The organism is Mycetohabitans sp. B8, from assembly GCF_021991875.1.
Taxonomy (GTDB): domain Bacteria; phylum Pseudomonadota; class Gammaproteobacteria; order Burkholderiales; family Burkholderiaceae; genus Mycetohabitans.
On record NZ_JAHLKR010000019.1, the window covers coordinates 52,769 to 73,984 of the forward strand.

Annotated in this window: 20 protein-coding genes and 2 pseudogenes; 14 read left to right on the forward strand and 8 right to left on the reverse strand. The window is 63.1% G+C overall.

Annotation, left to right across the window (positions count from 1 at the left end):
- From sdhD to KQH60_RS10910, 3 genes are all read right to left on the reverse strand, one after another.
- Window positions 1-369, reverse strand: coding sequence for a succinate dehydrogenase, hydrophobic membrane anchor protein (gene sdhD, locus KQH60_RS10900; protein ID WP_237576473.1), 369 nt, complete (start codon window positions 367-369; stop codon window positions 1-3).
- Window positions 370-780, reverse strand: coding sequence for a succinate dehydrogenase, cytochrome b556 subunit (gene sdhC, locus KQH60_RS10905; protein WP_237576474.1), 411 nt, complete (start codon window positions 778-780; stop codon window positions 370-372).
- 203 nt (window positions 781-983) lie between these two features.
- Window positions 984-1,772, reverse strand: a complete 789-nt coding sequence (locus tag KQH60_RS10910) for a GntR family transcriptional regulator (RefSeq protein WP_368669343.1) — start codon at window positions 1,770-1,772, stop codon at window positions 984-986.
- Between the two features lie 401 nt (window positions 1,773-2,173).
- Between KQH60_RS10910 and KQH60_RS10915 the strand changes: the two genes are divergently transcribed.
- The 5 genes from KQH60_RS10915 (at window position 2,174) to acnA (ending at window position 7,899) form a co-directional block, all read left to right on the forward strand.
- Window positions 2,174-3,157: a malate dehydrogenase gene (locus KQH60_RS10915; protein ID WP_237576475.1), complete on the forward strand. Its 984-nt coding sequence runs from the start codon at window positions 2,174-2,176 to the stop codon at window positions 3,155-3,157.
- 25 nt (window positions 3,158-3,182) lie between these two features.
- Window positions 3,183-4,259, forward strand: a complete 1,077-nt coding sequence (locus KQH60_RS10920; protein ID WP_237576755.1) for a CoA ester lyase — start codon at window positions 3,183-3,185, stop codon at window positions 4,257-4,259.
- A gap of 66 nt (window positions 4,260-4,325) precedes the next feature.
- Window positions 4,326-4,862, forward strand: coding sequence for a hypothetical protein (locus tag KQH60_RS10925; protein ID WP_237576476.1), 537 nt, complete (start codon window positions 4,326-4,328; stop codon window positions 4,860-4,862).
- Between the two features lie 30 nt (window positions 4,863-4,892).
- Entirely contained in the window at window positions 4,893-5,150 is a 258-nt protein-coding gene (locus KQH60_RS10930) for a hypothetical protein (protein WP_237576795.1), read from the forward strand.
- Between the two features lie 34 nt (window positions 5,151-5,184).
- Window positions 5,185-7,899 carry an aconitate hydratase AcnA gene (gene acnA, locus KQH60_RS10935; RefSeq protein WP_237576477.1) on the forward strand — a complete coding sequence of 905 codons (2,715 nt, stop codon included), beginning with the start codon at window positions 5,185-5,187 and terminating at the stop codon, window positions 7,897-7,899.
- 146 nt (window positions 7,900-8,045) lie between these two features.
- Here the strand turns inward: acnA and KQH60_RS10940 are convergent, their stop codons facing one another.
- Window positions 8,046-9,110, reverse strand: coding sequence for a 2,3-butanediol dehydrogenase (locus KQH60_RS10940; protein WP_237576756.1), 1,065 nt, complete (start codon window positions 9,108-9,110; stop codon window positions 8,046-8,048).
- Window positions 9,111-9,790: 680 nt separating this feature from the next.
- Here KQH60_RS10940 and KQH60_RS10945 point away from each other — a divergent pair.
- The 4 genes from KQH60_RS10945 to KQH60_RS10960 all read left to right on the forward strand — a co-directional run bounded on the left by KQH60_RS10945 (window position 9,791) and on the right by KQH60_RS10960 (window position 13,616).
- Complete coding sequence (locus KQH60_RS10945) at window positions 9,791-11,008, forward strand: DUF2863 family protein (RefSeq protein WP_237576478.1); 1,218 nt, start codon at window positions 9,791-9,793, stop codon at window positions 11,006-11,008.
- A 186-nt stretch (window positions 11,009-11,194) separates the two neighbouring features.
- Entirely contained in the window at window positions 11,195-12,049 is an 855-nt protein-coding gene (locus KQH60_RS10950) for a response regulator transcription factor (protein ID WP_237576479.1), read from the forward strand.
- A gap of 69 nt (window positions 12,050-12,118) precedes the next feature.
- Window positions 12,119-12,811, forward strand: a complete 693-nt coding sequence (locus KQH60_RS10955; protein ID WP_237576757.1) for an energy-coupling factor ABC transporter permease — start codon at window positions 12,119-12,121, stop codon at window positions 12,809-12,811.
- Window positions 12,812-13,037: 226 nt separating this feature from the next.
- Window positions 13,038-13,616, forward strand: a complete 579-nt coding sequence (locus tag KQH60_RS10960) for a BspC domain-containing protein (protein WP_237576480.1) — start codon at window positions 13,038-13,040, stop codon at window positions 13,614-13,616.
- A gap of 58 nt (window positions 13,617-13,674) precedes the next feature.
- On the opposite strand, the gene KQH60_RS10965 is transcribed toward KQH60_RS10960, so the two are convergent.
- Both KQH60_RS10965 and yaaA read right to left on the reverse strand, forming a co-directional pair.
- A complete protein-coding gene (locus KQH60_RS10965; RefSeq protein ID WP_237576481.1) occupies window positions 13,675-14,817 on the reverse strand; it encodes a M14-type cytosolic carboxypeptidase in 1,143 nt (380 codons plus the stop codon).
- A gap of 24 nt (window positions 14,818-14,841) precedes the next feature.
- The gene (yaaA, locus tag KQH60_RS10970) at window positions 14,842-15,624 is read right to left on the reverse strand and encodes a peroxide stress protein YaaA (RefSeq protein ID WP_237576482.1); all 783 of its coding nucleotides are present in this window, start codon (window positions 15,622-15,624) and stop codon (window positions 14,842-14,844) included.
- A gap of 153 nt (window positions 15,625-15,777) precedes the next feature.
- On the opposite strand from yaaA, the gene KQH60_RS10975 reads away from it, so the two are divergent.
- Both KQH60_RS10975 and KQH60_RS10980 read left to right on the forward strand, forming a co-directional pair.
- A complete protein-coding gene (locus KQH60_RS10975; protein WP_237576758.1) occupies window positions 15,778-16,320 on the forward strand; it encodes a PIN domain-containing protein in 543 nt (180 codons plus the stop codon).
- 59 nt (window positions 16,321-16,379) lie between these two features.
- Window positions 16,380-17,564 carry a pyridoxal phosphate-dependent aminotransferase gene (locus KQH60_RS10980; RefSeq protein WP_237576483.1) on the forward strand — a complete coding sequence of 395 codons (1,185 nt, stop codon included), beginning with the start codon at window positions 16,380-16,382 and terminating at the stop codon, window positions 17,562-17,564.
- 52 nt (window positions 17,565-17,616) lie between these two features.
- Here KQH60_RS10980 and KQH60_RS10985 read toward each other — a convergent pair.
- A pseudogene (locus KQH60_RS10985) lies at window positions 17,617-18,273 on the reverse strand (glutathione S-transferase family protein).
- A 214-nt stretch (window positions 18,274-18,487) separates the two neighbouring features.
- Between KQH60_RS10985 and KQH60_RS10990 the strand changes: the two are divergent.
- The 3 genes and pseudogenes from KQH60_RS10990 to KQH60_RS11000 all read left to right on the forward strand — a co-directional run bounded on the left by KQH60_RS10990 (window position 18,488) and on the right by KQH60_RS11000 (window position 20,505).
- A complete protein-coding gene (locus tag KQH60_RS10990) occupies window positions 18,488-19,267 on the forward strand; it encodes an oxepin-CoA hydrolase, alternative type (RefSeq protein ID WP_237576484.1) in 780 nt (259 codons plus the stop codon).
- Window positions 19,268-19,326: 59 nt separating this feature from the next.
- Window positions 19,327-19,661, forward strand: a pseudogene (locus KQH60_RS10995) (acyl-CoA dehydrogenase family protein); the annotation flags it as partial.
- A gap of 151 nt (window positions 19,662-19,812) precedes the next feature.
- Complete coding sequence (locus KQH60_RS11000) at window positions 19,813-20,505, forward strand: glutathione binding-like protein (RefSeq protein ID WP_237576485.1); 693 nt, start codon at window positions 19,813-19,815, stop codon at window positions 20,503-20,505.
- A 195-nt stretch (window positions 20,506-20,700) separates the two neighbouring features.
- Here the strand turns inward: KQH60_RS11000 and KQH60_RS11005 are convergent, their stop codons facing one another.
- Window positions 20,701-21,156: a DUF1178 family protein gene (locus tag KQH60_RS11005; RefSeq protein WP_237576759.1), complete on the reverse strand. Its 456-nt coding sequence runs from the start codon at window positions 21,154-21,156 to the stop codon at window positions 20,701-20,703.
- Between the last annotated feature and the right edge of the window lie 60 nt (window positions 21,157-21,216).

A 21,216-nucleotide genomic window follows, 5' to 3' on the forward strand; every position in this document is an offset into this window, starting at 1 on the left:
TTAAACTCTCCACAGAATCTGTGCGGCGTAGCCCGCGCACGCGACAAGCCAGACAATCGTCAGCACCTGCAGCACGAGCCGCACGCCGACCGGCTTCACGTAGTCCATCCAGATGTCGCGCATACCGACCCAGGCGTGGTAGAAGAGCGCGAGCAGCGTGACGAACGTCGCGAGTTTCATCCATTGAATCGAGAAGATCGCCGCCCAGCCATCATACGAAAAGTTGCCAGCCGAGAAGAACCAGACGAGCAGGATGACCGTGTAGATCGCCATGATCGCCGCGCTCGCGCGTTGCGCGATCCAGTCGCGCAGCCCATAGCGAGCGCCGACGACCAGGCGCTTCGAACCAATGCGGTGATTCGCTGCCATTTAAAAGACTCCAAACAGTTTGAGCGCGACGGCGATCGTGAGCACCGACGACACCGCGAACACAACGATCGACGTTTGCTTGCCGCCCTGCTTCGTGACCGCATAATGCGTGTCCAGCAGCAAGTGGCGCAGACCGGCGCAGAAGTGGAACAGATACGCCCACGACAGCACGAGCACGATCAGTTTGACCAGCGGAGATGAAAAGAAGGCTTTCAGGGACGCAAAGCTGAGCTCCGAAGTCAGGCTCTGCTCAAGCAGGTACAGCGAGAAAGGCAGCAGCAGGAACAGCAGCGCACCGCTAACGCGATGCAGGATGGACACACGGCCCGCGAGCGGTAGCCGGTATGTCAGTATCTGGCCGATACTGATGTTCCGGTACTCCGGTCTTGGTTTTTTTACGGCTTCAGCCATTGCTAGACCCCAAGTTGAGACATCAACCTGTAATTTTAACGCCTTTTCTTTTCGCGATGCATTGCAGCAATGTTGCGTCTGTGTGCTTCTAGGCGCCAGCGTTGCAAGTTTGTCTTGCCACCTGCGCAACAGTAGGCGTTGCGCGACGCACGCGGCGTGCGCCCAGACCGGGCGGCCGCGCGTCGGCGCCATCGTCTTTTTCGTCAGCTCAAATCGTTTTGGTAATAGTATCCAGCCGTCACGTACCAGCCTCGCCGCACCTCGACCGGTCGATCACCATACGTGTACGACACGCGATCGACCGACAGCAGCGGATCACCGGGCGCGACGCCCAACAGCGCGGCCACCGCCGCGTCGGCGGCCACCGCGCGGATCTTCTCGGATGCGCGGATCATCCGCGTGCAGAACTCCGTCTCGAACATCGCATACAGCGGCCCCTTGTACTCGGACAGCCGCTCTAGCGTGAGCCCGCGAAACATCGCACCGGGCAGCCAGATCTCGTCGAGCACCGTCGGCTTGGCCTCGAATTCGAGCACGCGCTTAACCAACACCACCGGGTCCGCGGGCTTGAGCTCCAACTGCCGTGCGATCTCGGCCGGCGCGCGCAAGCGCCGTACCTCCAGCAGGCGGCTTTCGTGCGGCTGCAACTCGCCCTGGTCGGGCAGCAGCCGCAGGAACCGGAACTGCACGCGGTCCTCGTTGTGGGTCGCCACGAACGTGCCCTTACCCTGGCGGCGCACAAGCAGGTTGCCAGCGGCCAACTCGTCGATCGCCTTGCGCACGGTGCCCTGGCTGACCTTATAGCGCGCGGCCAACTCCACCTCGCTCGGGATCATCTCGCCCGGCTTCCACTCGCCCGACTCCAGGCTCTGCGTGATCAGCGCCTTGATCTGTTGATAAAGCGGGCTAAACATGGGCGACGGCGCACCCGTGGCCGGGCCGCACTCGGTGCCGTCCGTCGTATTGCCCAAGCTCGCGTGGATCGAATTCATGGCGCTATTTCATCATGAAGGTCGCCGCACCGTCCATCTTTTTTCGCCCTATTCATCTGTCTTATATAAGACATAAGATACGGTTGACTTTACCCTCTTCGGCTCCTAAACTGCATTGCTGTGCAATGCGTCGCAGCGTTGCAATGCTTCGTGGCGTATCGCGCGTCGATCAAGCGCGATACGCCATCGCAATACGGAACGACCGAAATTTACCGGCACGCCCCGTTTAGCCGCGTGCGCGAGCACCGCATTCCAGCAAGTAGCTCGTGCACGCGGCTAAACGAGACCGCGCTTCACCGACGCACGACAAACGTCAGCCCGAGCCTGCTGCAAAGAGCCACGCGGCGCGCTTAAAATGGCGTTCTTTGTTGCGTTCAACGTCTCGTCCTGGAGATTTATCAATGGCTAAGCCCGCTCAGCGCGTTGCCGTCACCGGCGCCGCAGGTCAAATTGGTTACTCGCTGCTATTTCGCATCGCCAATGGCGACCTACTCGGCAAGGACCAACCTGTTATCCTGCAACTGCTCGACCTGCCGCAGGCGCAAGCCGCCGTCAAGGGCGTGGTGATGGAGCTTGAGGACTGCGCTTTCCCGCTGCTGTCCGGCGTGGTCGTCACGGATGATCCGAAAGTTGCATTCAAGGATGCCGACATTGCGCTGCTGGTCGGCGCCCGCCCCCGCTCCAAGGGCATGGAGCGCAAGGACCTGCTGTCGGCCAACGCCGAAATCTTCACGGTGCAGGGCCGCGCGCTCAATGAGGTCGCCAGCCGCGACGTGAAGGTGCTGGTGGTCGGCAACCCGGCCAACACCAACGCCTATATTGCGATGAAGTCGGCACCGGACCTGCCCAAGAAGAATTTCACCTCGATGCTGCGCCTGGACCACAACCGCGCGCTGTCGCAACTGGCCGCCAAGGCCGGCAAGCCGGTCGCCTCGATCGAGAAACTTGCAGTATGGGGCAACCACTCGCCGACGATGTATCCGGATTTCCGCTTTGCGACGGCCCAGGGCCAGTCACTGACCCAACTGATCAACGACGACGAATGGAACCGCAACGTGTTCATCCCGACGGTGGCCAAGCGTGGCGCGGCGATCATCGAGGCTCGCGGGCTGTCGTCGGCCGCGTCTGCGGCTAATGCGGCAATCGATCACGTGCACGACTGGGTGCTCGGCTCCAACGGCAAGTGGGTCACGATGGGCGTGCCGTCCGACGGCTCGTACGGCATCCCGGAAGACATCATCTATGGCGTGCCGGTGATCACCGAGAACGGCGAGTACAAGCGCGTCGAGGGTCTGGAGATCGATGCCTTCTCGCGTGAGAAGATGGACGCCACGCTCAACGAGTTGCTCGAGGAGCGTGACGGCGTACAACACCTGCTTGGCTGAGCCCGGCACGCGCTTCACGCCGACGATGCATGCGTTGACGCCTGCCGATGTCCTGTTCGACGACGAAGCGCCGCCTGCGCTGCTGCCCGCGTGCGATCACTACGCGGGCAGCGAGAAGCTGATGCGCAAGTCGCTCGAGCTGCAGCAGCAGCTCGGGCCGGTGTTCGACATCACGCTCGATTGCGAGGACGGCGCACAGGTCGGGCGCGAAGCCGAGCACGCGGCGCGGGTCGCCTCGCTACTGCACGGCGAAGACAACCGCTTTGGTCGCGTCGGCGTGCGCATCCACGCGTACGATCATCCGCATTGGCGCGACGACGTGCGCATCGTGCTGCATGCGCCACGGCGCCCGCCCGCCTACATCATGTTGCCGAAGGTGCGTGGGCTACACGAGGCGGCCGAGCAGTGCGCCTTCATTGACGCGGTGCGCCGCGAGGCGGGTCTGCACGCCCCCATCCCGGTTCATTTGCTCATCGAGACGCATGCCGCGCTCGATTCGGTATTTTCGCTGGCCGCGCTGCCAGCCGTGCAATCGCTGTCGTTCGGCCTGATGGATTTCGTCTCCGCTCATCACGGCGCGATTCCTGACGCCGCAATGCGCTCGCCGGGGCAATTCGACCATCCGCTGGTGCGCCGCGCCAAGCTCGAGATCGCCGCGGCCTGCCATGCGCACGGCAAGGTGCCGTCGCACAATGTGACGACCGACGTGCGCGACGCGCAACGCGTCGCGCACGATGCCGCGCGGGCCCGCGACGAGTTCGGCTACACACGGATGTGGAGCATCCATCCGGCGCAAATCGCGCCGATCGTCGCCGCCTTCGCCCCGCGCGACGACGAATTGGCGCTTGCCACCGACATCCTGCTTGCCGCACAGCACGCGCAATGGGGACCCATTCGCCACCGCGACACGCTGCACGATCGTGCGAGCTACCGCTACTACTGGTGCGTGCTACGCCGTGCGCAAGCGGCCGGTCGGCCACTTGCGCGCGACGTCGCCGCCTGGTTCACGCCTGCTGGGAACACCGAGTCGAACGCCGCCGCGGCGAATCGCGCCGCAACGACAAACCCCATATCAGTTTCATTGTTAAATAGGCGAGAATAGCGTCCGCCCAACAACACGCGCCGCCCGCGCGTCCGGTGCACGCCCCTTTTCAAGGTATTGATACAGATGAAGACACTCGCTATCGCTGCCGCCATCGGCGTGCTCTCCGCCACGCTGTTCGTGACTGCCGATGCGTGCGCCGCGACGGCTGCCGCAACCGGTGCGAGTTCCGCGTCCGCCCAATCCGGCACAAAGAAACCCGAGCCGAGCCATCGACTGTTTAAGAAGCGCGTCACCAAGAAGGCCGCCGCGAAAACGATAGCCGATCCGGTGCCGGAAGGTGCGACGAAATGGCGTTGCGCGGAAAACAGCCAGTTTTTCCTGAGTGGCGATATGAAACGCGACCAGGTTGTCACCGTGCATTGGGCAGGCAAGAATTACAAACTGCCGCGCGAGCAGACGACCACTGGCGCCGATCGCTTCCACGACGCGGCGACGGGGTTGGATCTGATCGTGATCCCGGCCAAGGCGATGCTGTTTTCTGACAAGAACAGCGCTCGACTGGCCGACGAATGCAAGACGCCCGAAATGGTCGCCGGCGCGCCGGCGCCGATCCAAACCGAGGCGCTCAAGCAGCGTCCGGGCCTGCTACAAGGTCACTGAGCCACGCCGGGCAGTACACTAGAGCGCCCCATGTCTGCGCCGATCTCGAACGTGCGACCTGAATCGGATTCCGTGCGGGTCAACATCGTCGACTACGTGCAGCACGACCGCGTCAACAGCGCGCTCGCGCTGGAAACGGCGCGCTACTGCCTGCTCGACAAGTTCCGCGCGAATCTTACGCGGCGCTTCGCCGACAAGCAGCGCAACGCCATTGTCGACGTCTCGTTGGACCCGGCCCGCCTCGAGGCGACGCCCGCCAACGAGCATGTCGATTTGTACGTGATTTGACTGAACCCACGCGTATCAACCCAAGGGAAACACCATGGCCCACAATCTCCACAAAACGCTCAAGGAATTCGACAGCGGCTCAGGCAAGGGTAAGTACTACTCGTTGCCGCAGCTCGGCAAGGCCCTCGGTATCAAGATCGACCGCCTGCCCGTGTCGATTCGTATCGTGCTCGAATCCGTGCTGCGCAATTACGATGGCAAGAAGATCAGTGACGAGCACGTCGAGCAGTTGGCGAAGTGGCAGCCCAACGCCGCACGCACCGACGAGATCCCGTTTGTCGTGTCGCGCGTCGTGTTGCAGGACTTTACCGGCGTGCCGCTGCTGGCCGACATCGCGGCAATGCGCGGCGTCGCGCAGCGCGCCGGCAAGAATCCGAAGCGCATCGAGCCGTTAGTGCCGGTCGACCTGGTCGTGGACCATTCGGTACAGATCGACTACTTCCGGCAGAAGGATGCGCTGGACTTGAACATGAAGCTGGAGTTCGAGCGCAATAAAGAGCGCTACCAGTTCATGAAATGGGGGATGCAGGCATTCGATACGTTCAAGGTCGTGCCACCGGGCGTGGGCATCGTGCACCAGGTGAACCTGGAATACCTGGCGCGTGGCATGCACAAGAAGAGCGTGGACGGCGACACGGTTTATTACCCCGACACGCTGGTGGGCACCGACAGCCATACGACGATGATCAACGGCATCGGCGTGGTCGGCTGGGGCGTCGGTGGCATCGAGGCTGAGGCGGGCATGCTCGGCCAGCCAGTGTATTTCCTGACGCCTGACGTGGTCGGCGTCGAACTCAAGGGTCGGCTGCGCGAAGGCGTCACCGCGACGGACCTGGTGTTGACGATCACCGAGATGCTGCGCAAGGAGAAGGTGGTCGGCAAGTTCGTCGAATTCTTTGGCGAAGGTACCGCGTCGCTGACGCTGCCGGACCGCGCCACGATCGGTAACATGGCGCCGGAATATGGCGCGACGATGGGCTTCTTCCCGGTTGACGACAAGACGATCGACTACTTCAAGGGCACGGGCCGCACGAACGAAGAAATTGCCGCGTTCGAGAACTACTTCAAGGCGCAAGGTCTGTATGGCATCCCGGGCGCCGGCCAAATCGACTACACGAAGACGCTGACGTTAGACCTGAGTACGGTCGCGCCGTCGCTTGCCGGTCCGAAGCGCCCGCAGGACCGGATCGAGATCGGCAACGTGAAGAGCACGTTCGCCGACCTGTTCTCGCTGCCGGTCGCGCAAAACGGCTTCGCGAAGCAGGCCGGCGACCTAAGCAAAATATACAAGACCACCGATGGCGTTGAGTTAAAGAACGGCGACGTGCTGATCGCCGCGATCACCTCGTGCACAAACACATCGAACCCGAGCGTGCTGATCGCCGCCGGCCTGCTCGCGAAGAAGGCCGTTGACGCGGGCCTCACAGTGGCCCCGCACATCAAGACGTCACTCGCGCCGGGATCGCGGATCGTCACGGAATACCTGAGAGCCACCGGCCTGCTGCCCTACCTGGAGAAGCTCGGCTTCACGGTCGCGGCGTATGGCTGCACGACTTGTATCGGCAACGCCGGTGACTTGACCCCGCCGCTCAACGATGCAATCGTCAAGCATGACGTGGTCGCCGCCGCGGTGCTATCGGGCAACCGTAACTTCGAAGCACGGATCCACCCGAACATCCGCGCGAACTTCCTCGCCTCGCCACCGCTGGTAGTCGCGTACGCGATCGCGGGCACGATCACACGCGATCTGATGACCGAGCCGGTCGGCAAGGGCAAGGGCGGCCGCGACATCTACCTGGGCGACATCTGGCCGTCCAGCGATGAAGTCAACCAGCTGCTCAAGTACGCGTTGGACGCAAAGAAGTTCAAGCAGAACTACTCGCAGTTGACCAAGAAAGGCGACTTGTGGAGTCAGATCGAGGGCGCCGAAGGCCAGGTTTACGACTGGCCGCAGTCCACCTATATCGCCGAGCCGCCATTCTTCGGCGAGCACTTCTCGATGCAGCCGGCCCAATCGATCACGCCGGTCAAGAACGCCCGGGCACTGGGCATCTTCGGCGACTCGGTGACGACCGACCACATCAGTCCGGCCGGATCGATCAAGGAAGACTCGCCGGCCGGCCGCTGGCTGAAGGAGAACGGCGTGCAGAAGGCTGACTTTAACAGCTACGGCTCGCGGCGCGGCAACCACGACGTGATGATGCGCGGCACGTTCGCCAATGTGCGGATCAAAAACTTGATGATTCCAGCCAAGCCGGACGGCTCACGGGTGGAAGGTGGCTTGACCATTCACCAGCCGAGCGGCGAACAGACGTCAATCTATGATGCCGCGATGAAGTACATCGCCGAAGGCACGCCGACCATTGTATTCGCCGGCGAAGAGTACGGCACCGGCTCGTCGCGTGACTGGGCGGCCAAGGGCACGTACCTGCTCGGCGTGAAGGCGGTCGTGGCGCGCAGCTTTGAGCGCATCCACCGCTCGAACCTGGTGGGCATGGGCGTGCTGCCGCTGCAGTTCATCAATGAGGACAGCGTGCAGTCGCTCGGCATCACCGGCGAGGAAAGTTACGACATTGAGGGCCTCACGGATGAGTTCAAACCGCAACAGGAAGTCACGCTGGTCATCCGCGGCAAAAACGGTGTGAAGAAGGTGCCGGTGCTGCTGCGCATCGACACGCCGATCGAGGTCGACTACTACAAGCACGGCGGGATTCTGCCGTTCGTGCTGCGCCAGTTGCTGGCCGCATAACGCACGCCGTTGCAGACGCCGCACCGGACCTGCTGTACCGGTGCGGCAATGGAAAAGTCCGACGCCACTGCACCCCAAAGGTTGGATCGGCGTCCAACTTTTGGGGTGTAGTTCAACGGCGTCGGGCTTTTTTGACTTCGCGCGCGTCAGGCGGCGACTGGCGACACGATGATCTTGACGTTCGCGTCCTTATTGTGGACCAACTCCTCGAATCCTTTGCTCACGATGTCAGACAGCGCGATGCGACCGGTAATCAGCGGCTGCACGTCGATGCGCCCATCCGCAACATAGCGGATCACATCGGCGAATTCACCGTTGTAGGCTAGCGAGCCGATGACTTCCTTCTCGGTCGAGACGAGCTCAAAGAAATTGAACTCGCTCGGCTCCTCAAAGATACCGACCATCACGCACTTGCCGGCCTTGCGGATCACGTCGATCGCCAGCTTGGCCGTGGTGCGATGGCCGATGCACTCGAATGACACGTCCGCGCCATAACCACCGGTCAACGCGCGCACCTGTTCAATCGCGTCACCCTGAGTCGGGTCGATCACCGTCGTGGCGCCGATCTCCAGCGCCTTCTTCTTGCGCGCAGCGGACATTTCGAGCGCGATGATACGGCCAGCGCCGGCGGCCTTGGCGGACATGATCGTGCACAACCCGATGGTACCGCCGCCCACCACCACCACGGTCTGCCCGACGATGCTGCCAGCCTTCTTCACCGCGTGCAGCCCAACGGCGAGCGGCTCAATCAGCGCACCAGCCTCGGTCGGAAAATTATCCGGCAGTTTGTAGAGCAACTCCGCCGGCACATTCACGTACTCGGCGAACGCCCCGTTGTTCATCAGGCCGGTGAACGCTAGGTTTTCGCACATGTTATACAGGCCATGCTTGCAGTAGTAGCACGTGCCGCAGTGCTGGCATGCATCCGCCGTGACCCGCTCGCCGACGCGCAAACCGCTTACGCCAGCGCCGATGTCGGCGATCTCGCCACTGAATTCATGCCCGAGAATGCACTGGCCCTTCAGTCCAGTCAGCGGGTGAGGACGCTCGACCGGAATGAACACGGGTCCCGCTACATATTCATGTAGGTCGGAGCCGCAGATACCGCACCAGTGCACCCGGATCTTGACCCACCCTGGCGGAGGGGCGTCGGGAACCCGCACCTGCTCGACGCGAATGTCCTTGCGGCCGCGCCAAACGGCAGCTTTCATGCTGGGTTGCTGTACGGAAGTTGTATCGTTCATGATTGTGCCTCCATCCTAGTTGTTCGACACCCAATCAACGCATGGGCCAGCCAGGCACCACGCGTGCCAGCGTGTCTGCGTGCTATATGTGCTTTATGCCTGCATGCCGGGGGCTTGGCTCACCGCGTACGCTATACCTGCATGCTTGCGCGGCGGCCGCTACTTGCACGACGGTCATGAGTTGCGCGCTGGTATGCCAATGCAGGAACAGTGCCAGCCGGCGGACCTGCGGCAGGCTCGTCCACGGGCGGCACGATGTGGCAATGCAACGGGCCCGTAAAAGTCAGTACATCGGTGCAGTCCTGGATCCGCCGTGGCCGCAGTGCTGCGCCGCGCAACGCCGCCCAGCCGGGCGCGGACTGGCCGCCGGCGGCTTGCGCTAAGACGCGGCGTCGCAGCGCACGTGAGACCGTCGTCTCTGATGTCTTCCGTGCTTGTTTGGCCTTCCTTGCGACCGAAACCCGTGGCAGCGTGCCCGTGAGACGCGTGTATCACGCAAGCGCATCGCAACTTCGACACGACGCAGTCCTGCTGCGGCAGCGAACGCGCCATTGCACGAAAGCCCCCCTCCATGGACGACGGAAAATGTACCGTCAGCCCCGATCCGGACTAAAATGTAAGGTTCTTTGCACCTGAATTGGCACATCATGCGCTCGCGTATCGCTAAACGTCTCCCACCTGACGCCGACAAGCTGGTCGGTCTGTCACTCGCGCTTTTCGCGTCCGGCAGCCGCATCGAAGACCGCTTCTGGGAAGCAAAGCTCGATGCGCTCATCGAAAAAGTGATCCGCAATGGCAACCAGACGACACTGGATGCCGCGCTAGACCATTTGCAGCAAAACCATGCGGACGCCTATGGCGCCCTCGCCGACATGGCCGAGACCCATAGCGAATCGTTCCGCATCGAGCACGACGGTCAACCGTACGACGTGCTGCTGATCGCGGCACCGGTGCTCGCATGGACACGCTACATGATCCCATCCGGCCCGCTGAAAGGCGACGTCGTCGATGCGCTGCGCGCGCAGTTGCAAGCGCACATCTTCGCGGCACGGGCGCGCGTCGCGTTGGCGCCGTACCTGTACAGCATCGATCAGTTACCGCGCCATCACGTCGAGACCTTCCGGCTCGCGCAGCAACTTAGCCAAGCGGCGCTGAGCGGCGGCACGGCCAAGCTGAATCTCGGCGATCTTCCAGAAACATCGCCGATCCTCGCTGATCCTCGCTTCCTGCTGTCCGTGGTCGCCGTGCCGGCCGGCGAGCCACTGTTTCGCTGGCAGGAGGAGGAGAACGGTGCACGCGTCGAGCGCGGGCAATGCCTGGAACAATGGCGTGCGCAAGGCGGCATGAACCTGTTGGGCGTGCTGCCCGGCTGCGAATTCGACTGCTTGCTGCCGGACGCCTATTACTCGGCCTGCCGCGACGCGGACGAACAAATCCGCCCGCATACCGTGCGCACCGCAGTCAGGTATCTGGGCGACACGATCGGCGCCAAACCGGATGAACTGCGTGCGGTTGTCGCTGGGTTTGGCGAACGGCACGTAGACGAATATCGGATCGCTTTCACCCGGCGCGGCAGCAACGACGTGATCTACGGCGTGGTATGGCCGTTGTACGGCCGCGAAAACGGCGATCTCGGCCCGGATGACGACGTGCCGCCCGATGAGGACCCGGCCGGCGGCATGCTTGATGATGTCATCGGATTGCTCAAGCAAATCGGTGTCACCGATATCCGCCGTCACGCGGCACGATTCGAACCGGAGTACTGCGACGATTGTGGCGTACCACTGTATGCCGACCCACTCGGCGAAATCGTGCATGCCGAGATGCCTGAGGATGCCGAACCAGCGCAACCTCACTTTCACTGAAACCCGCGCTTCTCCCGCCCGCCACGTGCGTCGCGTTATCGGCCGAAGCGCCATCGCGACGCGGCCCGACTGGCCTTTTGGCTAATGCCGGCCCACTGCTGTTCTTGCCATCATTGATCTCTGACGCCCGCCGCGCTGGCCAACGCGGCGGTGCGGTTGTGTGGACTCAGTCAGGGAGAAGTGGTCATGAAAGTCTGCTTGCTGAATGAGCAAGCCGAGAGGCGCGAAGGGCTGAAAACATTGCTGCGCCAGATCAATCGACATGCATCATTCTACGATGCGCGTGACTGGCGACAAGCGCAGCGCATACTGCAACATGCCTGCCCGGACATGCTCGTCATCGACTGGCAAGACGGGATGAATGTGCAGGATATCTTTGATCTCCGGCGCCATTATCCCAACCTGCCGATCGCGGCGTTGGTCGATGATGACAGCCCGACGCGGGTCCGATCGCTGGTCGACGCTGGCGTGCTCGGCGTCGTGCCGCGGCGCCTCAATCCGCGTCTGATCGTTCGCGCGTTCGAGATCGTGCTGCTCGGCGGCCACTACGTGCCGCCCAGTGGGCTGAATCTGCACACGCCCACCGTTGTCCCAATCAATACGTACGAGGACAGCTCGCTGAACCGAGCAGCCTGCCGACGCCAAAGTGCGTCGTCTGGCCTACTGTCGCCGCGCCAGGAGCAAATCCTGCGACTTGTGCACATGGGCGCGACCAATAAAAGCATCGCACGCGCGCTGGGCATCAGCGAAGGAACGGTCAAGATCCATCTCGGCGCGATCTTCGAGAAGCTCGGCGCGACCAACCGCGCGGCCGCGGTGGCAATCTACAACGGCTGGCAGACTGGCGCGCTGGAAGTGCTGCGTGATGCGACCCAGCAGGCGCGGCAGCCGGTCTACGGCGAGGCCGGGCCGACGCCGCTGCGCGCGGCCACCCGCGAGTACCGGCGGCGCGACGCAGCCAATGGGCACGACCATACGGTACTGCAAGCCGCGGAGCCGGACGACGTGCCCTACAAGGTGATTCCGCGCAAGCGTCGCTGAATTGCAACGTCGCGTGCGGGCGTGCGATCTGCTTCCATCGGGAGCCGCGCAGCGAGTAATATGTCTGGTATGGGATTCCTCTATACGTCGTTACCATTGTGGTTGGCGATAGGCGGCAACCTTGCCGCTGTGGCCCTGCTTGCGCTCGCGGCACGAAAGCAGTCTTTCGCGCGGTTGCACGACGACACGCTCCAGCATCTGTGGCTCGGCATGACCGTGGCCATCGCGGTCATGTGGGCCATGAATGCATGGCTAAACGATGGCCCGGTAATGCATCTGCTTGGCGCGACACTGATGGTCACGCTGTTCGACTGGTCACTCGCGCTGGTGTCGATGGCGGCGATATGCACGCTCGTGGCGGCGGTCCTCGGCACACCGTGGGATGGCGTGGGCCTGACCTTTATCCTATTTGGGGCGGCGCCGGTCTTCGTCTCGACGCTGCTACAGCGAGCCATTGCCGCATGGTTACCCCGAAACTTGTTGGTGTTCATCTTCGGTCACGGCTTCGTGACCGCCGCGCTGGCGCTAGGCGCCGCCTGTGCCGGCGCACTGGGCCTGCAACTGATGCTTGCCCACGGCAATACGGCTGTGATCCCGCCCAGCTACGGGATGGCCGTCGGCGTGCTTGCCTCTGCCGAAGCGTGGTTCTGCGGCATGCTGACCGCGCTGTTTGCCGTCTATCGCCCGGCGTGGGTCACCACGTACGATGTGCGCCGCTATCGGTTCAATCGCAGCCACGTGGACCGGGGCCCGCGCGCGTGACCAGCGACCTGTCGGTCCGCTATATCGCATGCGACGGTGGCCGCGCGCTATGCCGTTCGGCCACGACGGTACACTTTCCGTTTTGCGTTAAGATGGCGTTCCAGCCCAACCGCGGGCCTCTGAGCGTATCCAAGTCCGGACCTGTGACACCGCGTGCGAATCCACTGGCCGCACGTCCGCTCACATCGACCGCGGCTTTTTCACGGCACCTAGCAACCAGGATTAGATGGATCGTAACTCTACGTCGCGCCCGATACAGCGACTGATCGGCGCCATGGCCTCATGCGCGCTGGCGGCCATGGCGATCGCCATTCCCACGATGGCCCGCGCCGATCAAGTCGAACACCACAACGAGCTAGTCTATCAATTCATCACGCAAATGAGCGCCAATCCGCTGGTCGCGGACTGCGCAGCGCACGGCGACTTTATCGTTGGCACGTCGAGCGCGTTCGACCATGTCGAGTTTCCACACAGTTCGTTCGATCCCGCGCACGCCGAGGTCAAGCCATGGCATGGCTCGTTCGACCGGGGCAAGCAGCGGGTCAAGGTCGACTCGGTCGTCACCGTCGAAGGGGTCGGCGTGCGTAAGGATGGTTCGACGATGCCCGACGCGCTTAAATTCCGCTGCGGGTATGTCGACGCGAAAATGCTTGCCTTTAGTTGGAACGATCCGGTCGCGCCGTTCAAGCGCGCCACGCCAAGCCGCCAAGCCGGTAAGGCCAAAAAGGCACTGCGCGGCTCAGGCCGCAAGAGCCCAGCGAAGGCGGCGGGCAAAGGCACTGGCAAGAAAGGCCGGCGGCGCTGAGCCCGCCGTGCACGCGCCCGGATGTGACGCGTGCTGCGCGCACGATGGCCGCGGCGCGTCACACCGCGTCGAGTTGCCAGCTGATGGCCTGTAGCATCGCCGCGCCCAGCGACGCACTGCGCGCGCCGTTCCAGCCGACGTGCGAGTCGGGCAGGTTCGCATCGTCCTTGAACGGCATTTCAAGCGTGAGCGATAGGCACTTGAACGTGTGGCCGACATACTTGGAGGCGAGCTTGAGCGCATCCTGCTGGTAACGCCCGGGCTTGTATCCGTGCTCATCCTGGAAGTGCGCGCTGGCGCGCTTGAAATGGCGGATGAATTCGTCGTGCACACGGCGTTGCGCGTCGGAGAAGTCGGGCAGCATTTCCGAGCCGGCAACGAAGACGTAGGGTAGCGCTTCATCGCCATGGATATCGAAGAACATGTCGCAACCGCTCGCATGGATGGCGTCGCGTACGGCCAGCACTTCGGGGCTGCGGCGCGGGTCCGGCTGCAGCCATTCCCGGTTCAGGTTCGCGCCAGCGGCGTTGGTGCGCAAGTTACCCAGCGCGCTGCCATCCGGGTTCATGTTGGGTACCACGTGAAAGACCGCGCGTTCGAGCACGATGCGGCCCAGCGGGTCGCCCCGCCAATCGCCAAGGCCACACAAGCGCCTAAGCAGCCCCTCGACGAACCACTGCGCCATCGTCTCGCCCGGATGCTGCCTTGCGATGATCCAGATATTGCGCTTGTGCGGCGCCGGTTCGCCAACGGTCAGCAGATCCAGCGCACGTGCCTGCACGGTACGGGTCAGTTCGGTTAAGCGCACACCGGGCTGCTGGGCCAGCGTATCGACCAACTGCGCATGTCGCGCATACGGATACGGCTCGAAATACGCGTAATAGACCCGGTCGCGCGCCGGCCGATGGCAGATGCGCAGCACTTGACCATCGTACGTGGTGGGCACCCGGAACCAGTCGATGCCATCATGACTTGCGGCAGCCTGATAACCGTGCCATCCATCCGGAAAAGCACTGTGCGACGCGTTCTCGAACGTGATCGTGCAGTCCACGTCTTTCGCACCGCTCAGCGAGAAATAGAACCACTGCGCAAACGTCGCTTGGGTGTCGGCGCGCAGCCGCAATCGAATGTCGTCCGCGCGCTCGCACGATACGACATCGATTGCCCCTGAATCGAATTGACTACTGATGTGAATGCTCATGGGTCGGGTCCACAACGAATCAAGTCAGTTGGCCTGCTTGCGACGAAATACATAGGTCGAATCGTTCGACGCCTTCGCATCGAACCGATAGCCATCGGCATCGAACGCGACGAGCCCGGCCGGTTCGTCGATCCGATTCACGACTGCAAAGCGGGCGAACGCGCCGCGCGCACGCTTGGCATAGAAGCTAATGATTGTGTATCGACCGTTTTTCCAGTCCTCAAACACCGGTGTGATCACCGGTGCATCAAGCTGGCGCGGCCTGACCGAACGGAAATACTCGTCCGACGCGCAATTGATCAATACCCGCGCGCCACCTGCACGCTTGAGCTGCGCGCTCAGCGCGGCGGTAATCTTATCGCCCCAGAATGCGTACAGGTCCTTGCCGCGCGGGTTGGCAAGCCGCGTGCCCATTTCGAGCCGGTACGGCAGCATCAGATCAAGCGGACGCAGCACCCCATATAAGCCGGAGAGCACGCGTATATGGCGTTGCGCATAATCCAGATCGGCGGCAGACAAGGACCGCGCGTCGAACCCGTCGTAGACATCGCCATTGAACGCGAGCATCGCCTGCTTAGCATGCGGTGGCGCGAACCGCGCGGCAGACCAGTCGCCGTACCGCGTATAGTTCAACCGCGCGAGCGGATCGGAAAGACGCATCAATGTGCCGATCTGCTGCGGCGAGAACGTGCGCAACTGCGTGATCAACTCGGCCGAGTCGTCAAGGAATGCCGGTAGCGTATGCTTGTGTACATGGGGCGGGGTGTCATAGTCCAGTGACTTGGCGGGCGACAAAACGATTATCATGGAAGACTGACTGAAAAAAGGCATCGCGCGGCGTGATTGGCCGCAAGCGTTGCCATTGTATCGACAATGACGCCCTCCCGTTCCGCCCCGCCGCTGCCGGCCTACCCTGTCGCACCATCGAGCGCCACTGCGGCTGCCTTCGCCCGTCCACGCGTGGTGCTCGACACGAACGTGTGGATCGACATCCTGGTATTCGACGATCCCGCGACCCGCCCGATTGCAACAGCGCTGCAGGACGGTGGCCTTGACGCCGTGCAGGACGAGCGCTGCGCCAACGAGCTGCAACGTGTGCTCGACTACCCGCAGTTCGTGCGCTACGCGATCGATAAGCCGGCGGCACTCGCGCGGCTCGCCCGACTATGCGCGCGCGTGGCACCGGCGCTGCGCACGAAGGGTGGCGCCGCAATGTCTGTGCCGGAAGCAGGCGCGAATGCGAGTGCAAGTGCGCACGCAGCCGGTGCCGCACCGCGCGCGCTGCCGCTGTGCCGCGACCGCGACGACCAGAAGTTCCTTGAATTGGCACATGACGCAGCTGCACAGTGGCTGGTCACCAAGGACAAGGCGCTGTTGAAGATGGCGCGCCGGATGGCGCGCGAGTTCGACTTGCGCATTGTGCAGCCGGCCCAGTTCGTCGCGGCCGCAGGCCTTGCCCAGTCGGCGGCAGACGACGCAACGCACGAGCCTACCGTACAATAGGCCCGCTGGAGTCGATCATCCGGTCGGACGGCTCTCCCTATCGACACGACGTTTATGCCATGAACGCCTCGCATCGCCCGCCCGATACGTCGCCCCGCGTGCCTGCCTTCCCGTCGCGGCTGCCGCAAGTCGGCACCACGATCTTCACGGTGATGAGCGCGCTCGCGTCCGAGGCCGGTGCCGTCAACCTGGGTCAGGGGTTTCCGGATTTCGACTGCGATCCACGGATCATCGACGCGGTCGCGCAAGCGATGCGCGACGGCTTCAACCAGTATCCGCCGATGGCCGGCCTTGCGTCGCTGCGCGCCGCGATCGCCGCGAAGATCGAACAGCTGTACGGACATCGCTACGACGCGGCCAGCGAAATCACGATCACTGCGGGCGCGACGCAGGCGTTGTTCACTGCCGTGCTGTGCTGCGTGCAGCCGGGCGACGAGGTGATCGTGATTGAGCCTTGCTACGACAGCTACTTGCCCGCGATTGAGTTGGCCGGTGGCACACCCGTGTTCGTGACGCTGAACGCACCCGATTATCGAATTGCATTCGACCAGCTTGCCGCGGCAATCACGCCGAAGACACGACTGATCATCGTGAACACGCCCCACAACCCTACCGGCACGGTCTGGTGCGACAGCGACATGCGGGCGCTGCAGGACATCGTGCGTGGCACGGACATCCTGGTGCTGTCCGACGAGGTCTATGAGCATATGGTGTTTGACGGCGCCCGCCACGAGAGCGTTGCGCGCTATCCGGAACTCGCGGCGCACAGCTTCGTCGTATCAAGCTTCGGCAAGACTTATCACGTGACCGGCTGGAAGCTCGGCTACGTCGCCGCGCCGCGCGAATTGAGCGCCGAGTTACGCAAGGTCCACCAGTTCAACGTGTTCACGGTGAATTCGGCCACCCAGGCAGGCGTCGCCACGTACATGGCCGACCCAGCGCCCTATCTGACGTTGCCGGCGTTCTACCAGGCCAAGCGCGACTTTTTTCGTGCCGGCCTGGAACGCACGCGTTTTAAGCTATTGCCATGTGAAGGCACGTATTTCCAGTGCGTCGATTATTCGGCGATCTCGGCACTGCCGGAAGCGGAGTTTGCCAGGTGGTTAACCGTCGAGATCGGTGTTGCGGCGATTCCCGTGTCCGCGTTCTATCATCGGGCGCACGACGCCGGCGTCGTGCGCTTTTGCTTCGCCAAGCGCGAGGCGACGCTGGCAAGCGCGCTCGAGCGCCTCGCCGCGCTGTAGCGTGCGGCGCACACCCTGTCCGGGCCGCGCCTGCGCGGCGATGCCCGCGCCGCTATTGTCCAGCACGCTGAGCTTCGATATACGCGTTGCGGTCGGCCTGTACTTTTTGCGCGGCGGGCCGAATGCCGACCTGTTTCACGTGCGCCTTCCAGTCGATACCTGCGTCGAGCACGTAGTCGGTGCCGTAGATCGCCTGGCTCGCCTGGCCGATCAACGGCAGATGCACGAACGCGGCGATGTCGGCCAACGTGAACGTATCGCCGGCAATGTACGGCGCAAACCGCGTCAGTTACTTGAACGCCGGCAGGTGGCGCTGCAGCTTGCGCTGGACCCGTTGTTTCGTGCCCTCCGAGATATCGGTATGGAAGAACGCCTTAGGGTACAGTTCGCGAGCCACCCACTCAAGGTGCAACTCCATGAACGTGATCAGCTCGCGCTGCTTGGCCGCCGCATACGGGTCCGCCGGCAAAATCGGCTTGTCTGGGTGCATCGCCGCCAAATACTCAACGATCGGCGTGGATTCGCACAACGGACCGTGCTCGGTCTCGATGAACGGCACCTTGCCCAGCGGGGACAGCGCGTCATAAGCCGGGTCCTGATGCGGAATCGGCACGACGCAGACTTCCTCGAATGCAATGCCGTGCTCAAGCAGAACAAATTTGACTTTGTTGTGGTAGTTGGACAGCGAAAACCCATACAGCTTCAACATGATCTTCTCCTTTGGCTGTACAACGATCGGGCTTTGGGGCAGGCGCGATCGCGCGTCCACAAACCGCGCGATCGCGCTATTCTAAATCCCGACTCGTCGGCACATTAAACGATCCGCGCTACCGGCCGTCGCCCTGGCTGGCACGCCACGCGCCACTGGGCTTGTCGCTGCCGCATATTAAGGGCGACACCCCCCAACATGAAGGAGCCCACCGATGACCGCCGAATTGCTCGCCACCCGCCGGGATGCGACGCTTGTGCTTACCCTATCCAATCCGGGCGCACGCAACGCGTTACACCCGGATATGTACGCCGCCGGCATCGAGGCGGTCGATTCAGCCGAGCGCGACCCCGAGATCCGGGCCGTCGTGCTAACCGGTGCCGACGGTTTTTTCTGCGCGGGCGGCAACCTGAACCGGCTGCTGGAGAACCGGGCTAAAGATCCATCGGTGCAGGCCGACAGCACCGACCTGCTCGGCGCGTGGATCAGCGCGATCCGCGCGTCGCGCAAGCCGGTGATCGCCGCGGTCGAAGGGGCGGCGGCCGGCGCGGGTTTCTCGCTCGCGCTCGCCTGCGACCTGTTGGTGGCGGCGGACAACGCACAATTCGTGATGTCGTATGCGCGCGTCGGACTCACGCCCGATGGCGGCAGCTCATGGTTTCTGTCCCGAGCGCTGCCGCGCGCGCTGGCCACTGAGATCATCCTGGAAGGCAAGCCAGTGCCAGCGCCGCGCCTGGCCACGCTGGGCGTAGTGAACCGGCTCAGCACGGCAGGTGCGGCGCTGGAGACCGCGCTCGCCTGGGCCGAGGAGCTGGCGCAGCTGTCGCCCAACGCGGTGGCCCGGACCAAGACGCTCGTCGACGATGCCTGCAGCCAACCGCTGGCCGAGCATCTGGTCGCAGAACGGGACCATTTCGTCGCGTCGCTGCATCATCGCGATGGTCTCGAAGGGATCAGCGCGTTTCTGGAAAAACGCGAAGCGCGCTACAAATGATCTCCGGCGCGATGCGCGGCCCGATCCGTGCCACGCATCGGCGCCACCGCCACGGCGCAGCGCGCGGCGGGATCGAGGGGGCTCGGCGGCTAATATTGAAGACCCCCTACCGCATGGACACTGTTAGCAACAAGCGAGCTCGCAGTGAGATGACGTGATCAACGTCGTGGCGCCAACGTCGCCGGCCAAGTGATTGACTGGGCTATCCAGGCCCATGGCGCAGCAGGCATCCGCGACGACTTCCTGCTAGCCTACGCGTACACGTCGATACGTACCGCCGCGGCTGGCCAACGGACCGGATAAAGTCCATCGTACCGCTAGAGCTCGCGTCGTATCGGAAAGACGGGGGCGGTGCGTCCCACGGGTGAGCCTGGCCCGTAACGCTGCAGTCTAGCCAGTTCTATGCTTAAATGGCGTGCACCTTGCAGCCGACAGCGCTCGATGCGCTGCCGGGTCATGCAAACATTCAACTTTCTACAGGAAGGGGCGCCGAAAGCGCGCGCGGGCCGGTTCCGTGCACAGGGGAAGCGCCTCGATCAGCGGACATGATCGATGTTTACAGCTGGGCCACGCCGAACGGCCACAAGATCCATATCATGCTCGAGGAACTGGCGCTGCCCTACACCGTCCATGCGGTCGACATCGGCGCAGGCGACCAGTTCAAACCCGAGTTCCTGGCGATCAGCCCGAATAACAAGATCCCGGCGATCGTCGATCACGATGGTCCCGGCGGCAAGCCGATCGCGCTATTCGAATCGGGTGCGATCCTGATCTACCTCGCGGAGAAGACCGGGAAGTTCCTGCCTGCCGATCCGGTCCAACGTTATGCGACATTGCAGTGGCTCATGTTTCAGATGGGGGGACTCGGCCCGATGCTCGGACAAGCGCACCACTTCCGGATCTACGCGCCGGAGCAGATCGAATATGCGATCAATCGCTACACAAACGAAGCGCGGCGGCTGTATGGCGTGATGGAGAAACAGCTCGGCAAGCATCTCTATTTGGCCGGTGATGACTACACGATCGCGGATATCGCGGCGTTCCCGTGGACGCGCTCGTGGAAGAACCAGGGAATCGATCTCGACAGCTTCCCGAACGTAAACGCATGGCAGCAACGCATCCATGCGCGGCCTGCGGTGCAGCGGGGCGTCGAAGTGTTGGTATCCGCGCGCAAGGCGCTGACCGACGACAAGTCGCGCGAAGTCCTATTCGGCGCCACGCAATACGCGCAGCGCTGAAAAGGCCGGGTCAGCAGGCCACGGCCCGGCGCGTGCCGGCCGCTCAAAACGGCTCGCCGAACACGACAACCCGCGTCGCATGGCTGCTACGCTGCCGTGCCACACCGCATCGATCATCTGCCCGTGGGCGCCGATGACGGCATGCGCTCGTCTCCTCGCTGCGCGCGGATGCGCGCCGCCGAAGCGCCGCACAGCTCATTGGAGCGGCTCTTTCAACAATGCTGGCAACGGCAGCGGCGTCACGTCGATGCCTTCGTCCAATAGGGCCCGCGCGTCGTCGGACGTCGTAACCCCGCGGATGCCGCGAGCCGGCGCCTCGTCATAGTGGATCCGCCGCGCTTCCTCTGCGAACTGCTCACCGACGTCTTCCGTGTGTTCGATCACCTGCCGCATCATCCGCAGCCACCGCGCCTGCAGCTCGCTCACATTCAGCGGCTGCCCGTCAGCGCCCGGCGCATCATTGCGTGGCGCCGGCGCGGTCGCACCCGACAGATTCAATCGGGGCGCCGATGGCACGCGATGCACCGCCCTCGAACCGCATATCGGACACTCGACAAGGTGCCGCTCTAGTTGCGACTCGAAGTCCTCGGCCGACTGGAACCAGCCTTCGAACCGGTGCGCGTGCTCGCAGGTTAAATCGAGAACTTTCATGCCCATGACAACGTACGATCCAATTTAGCGCAATTTGTGCACGATCGCTCGACATTGCTC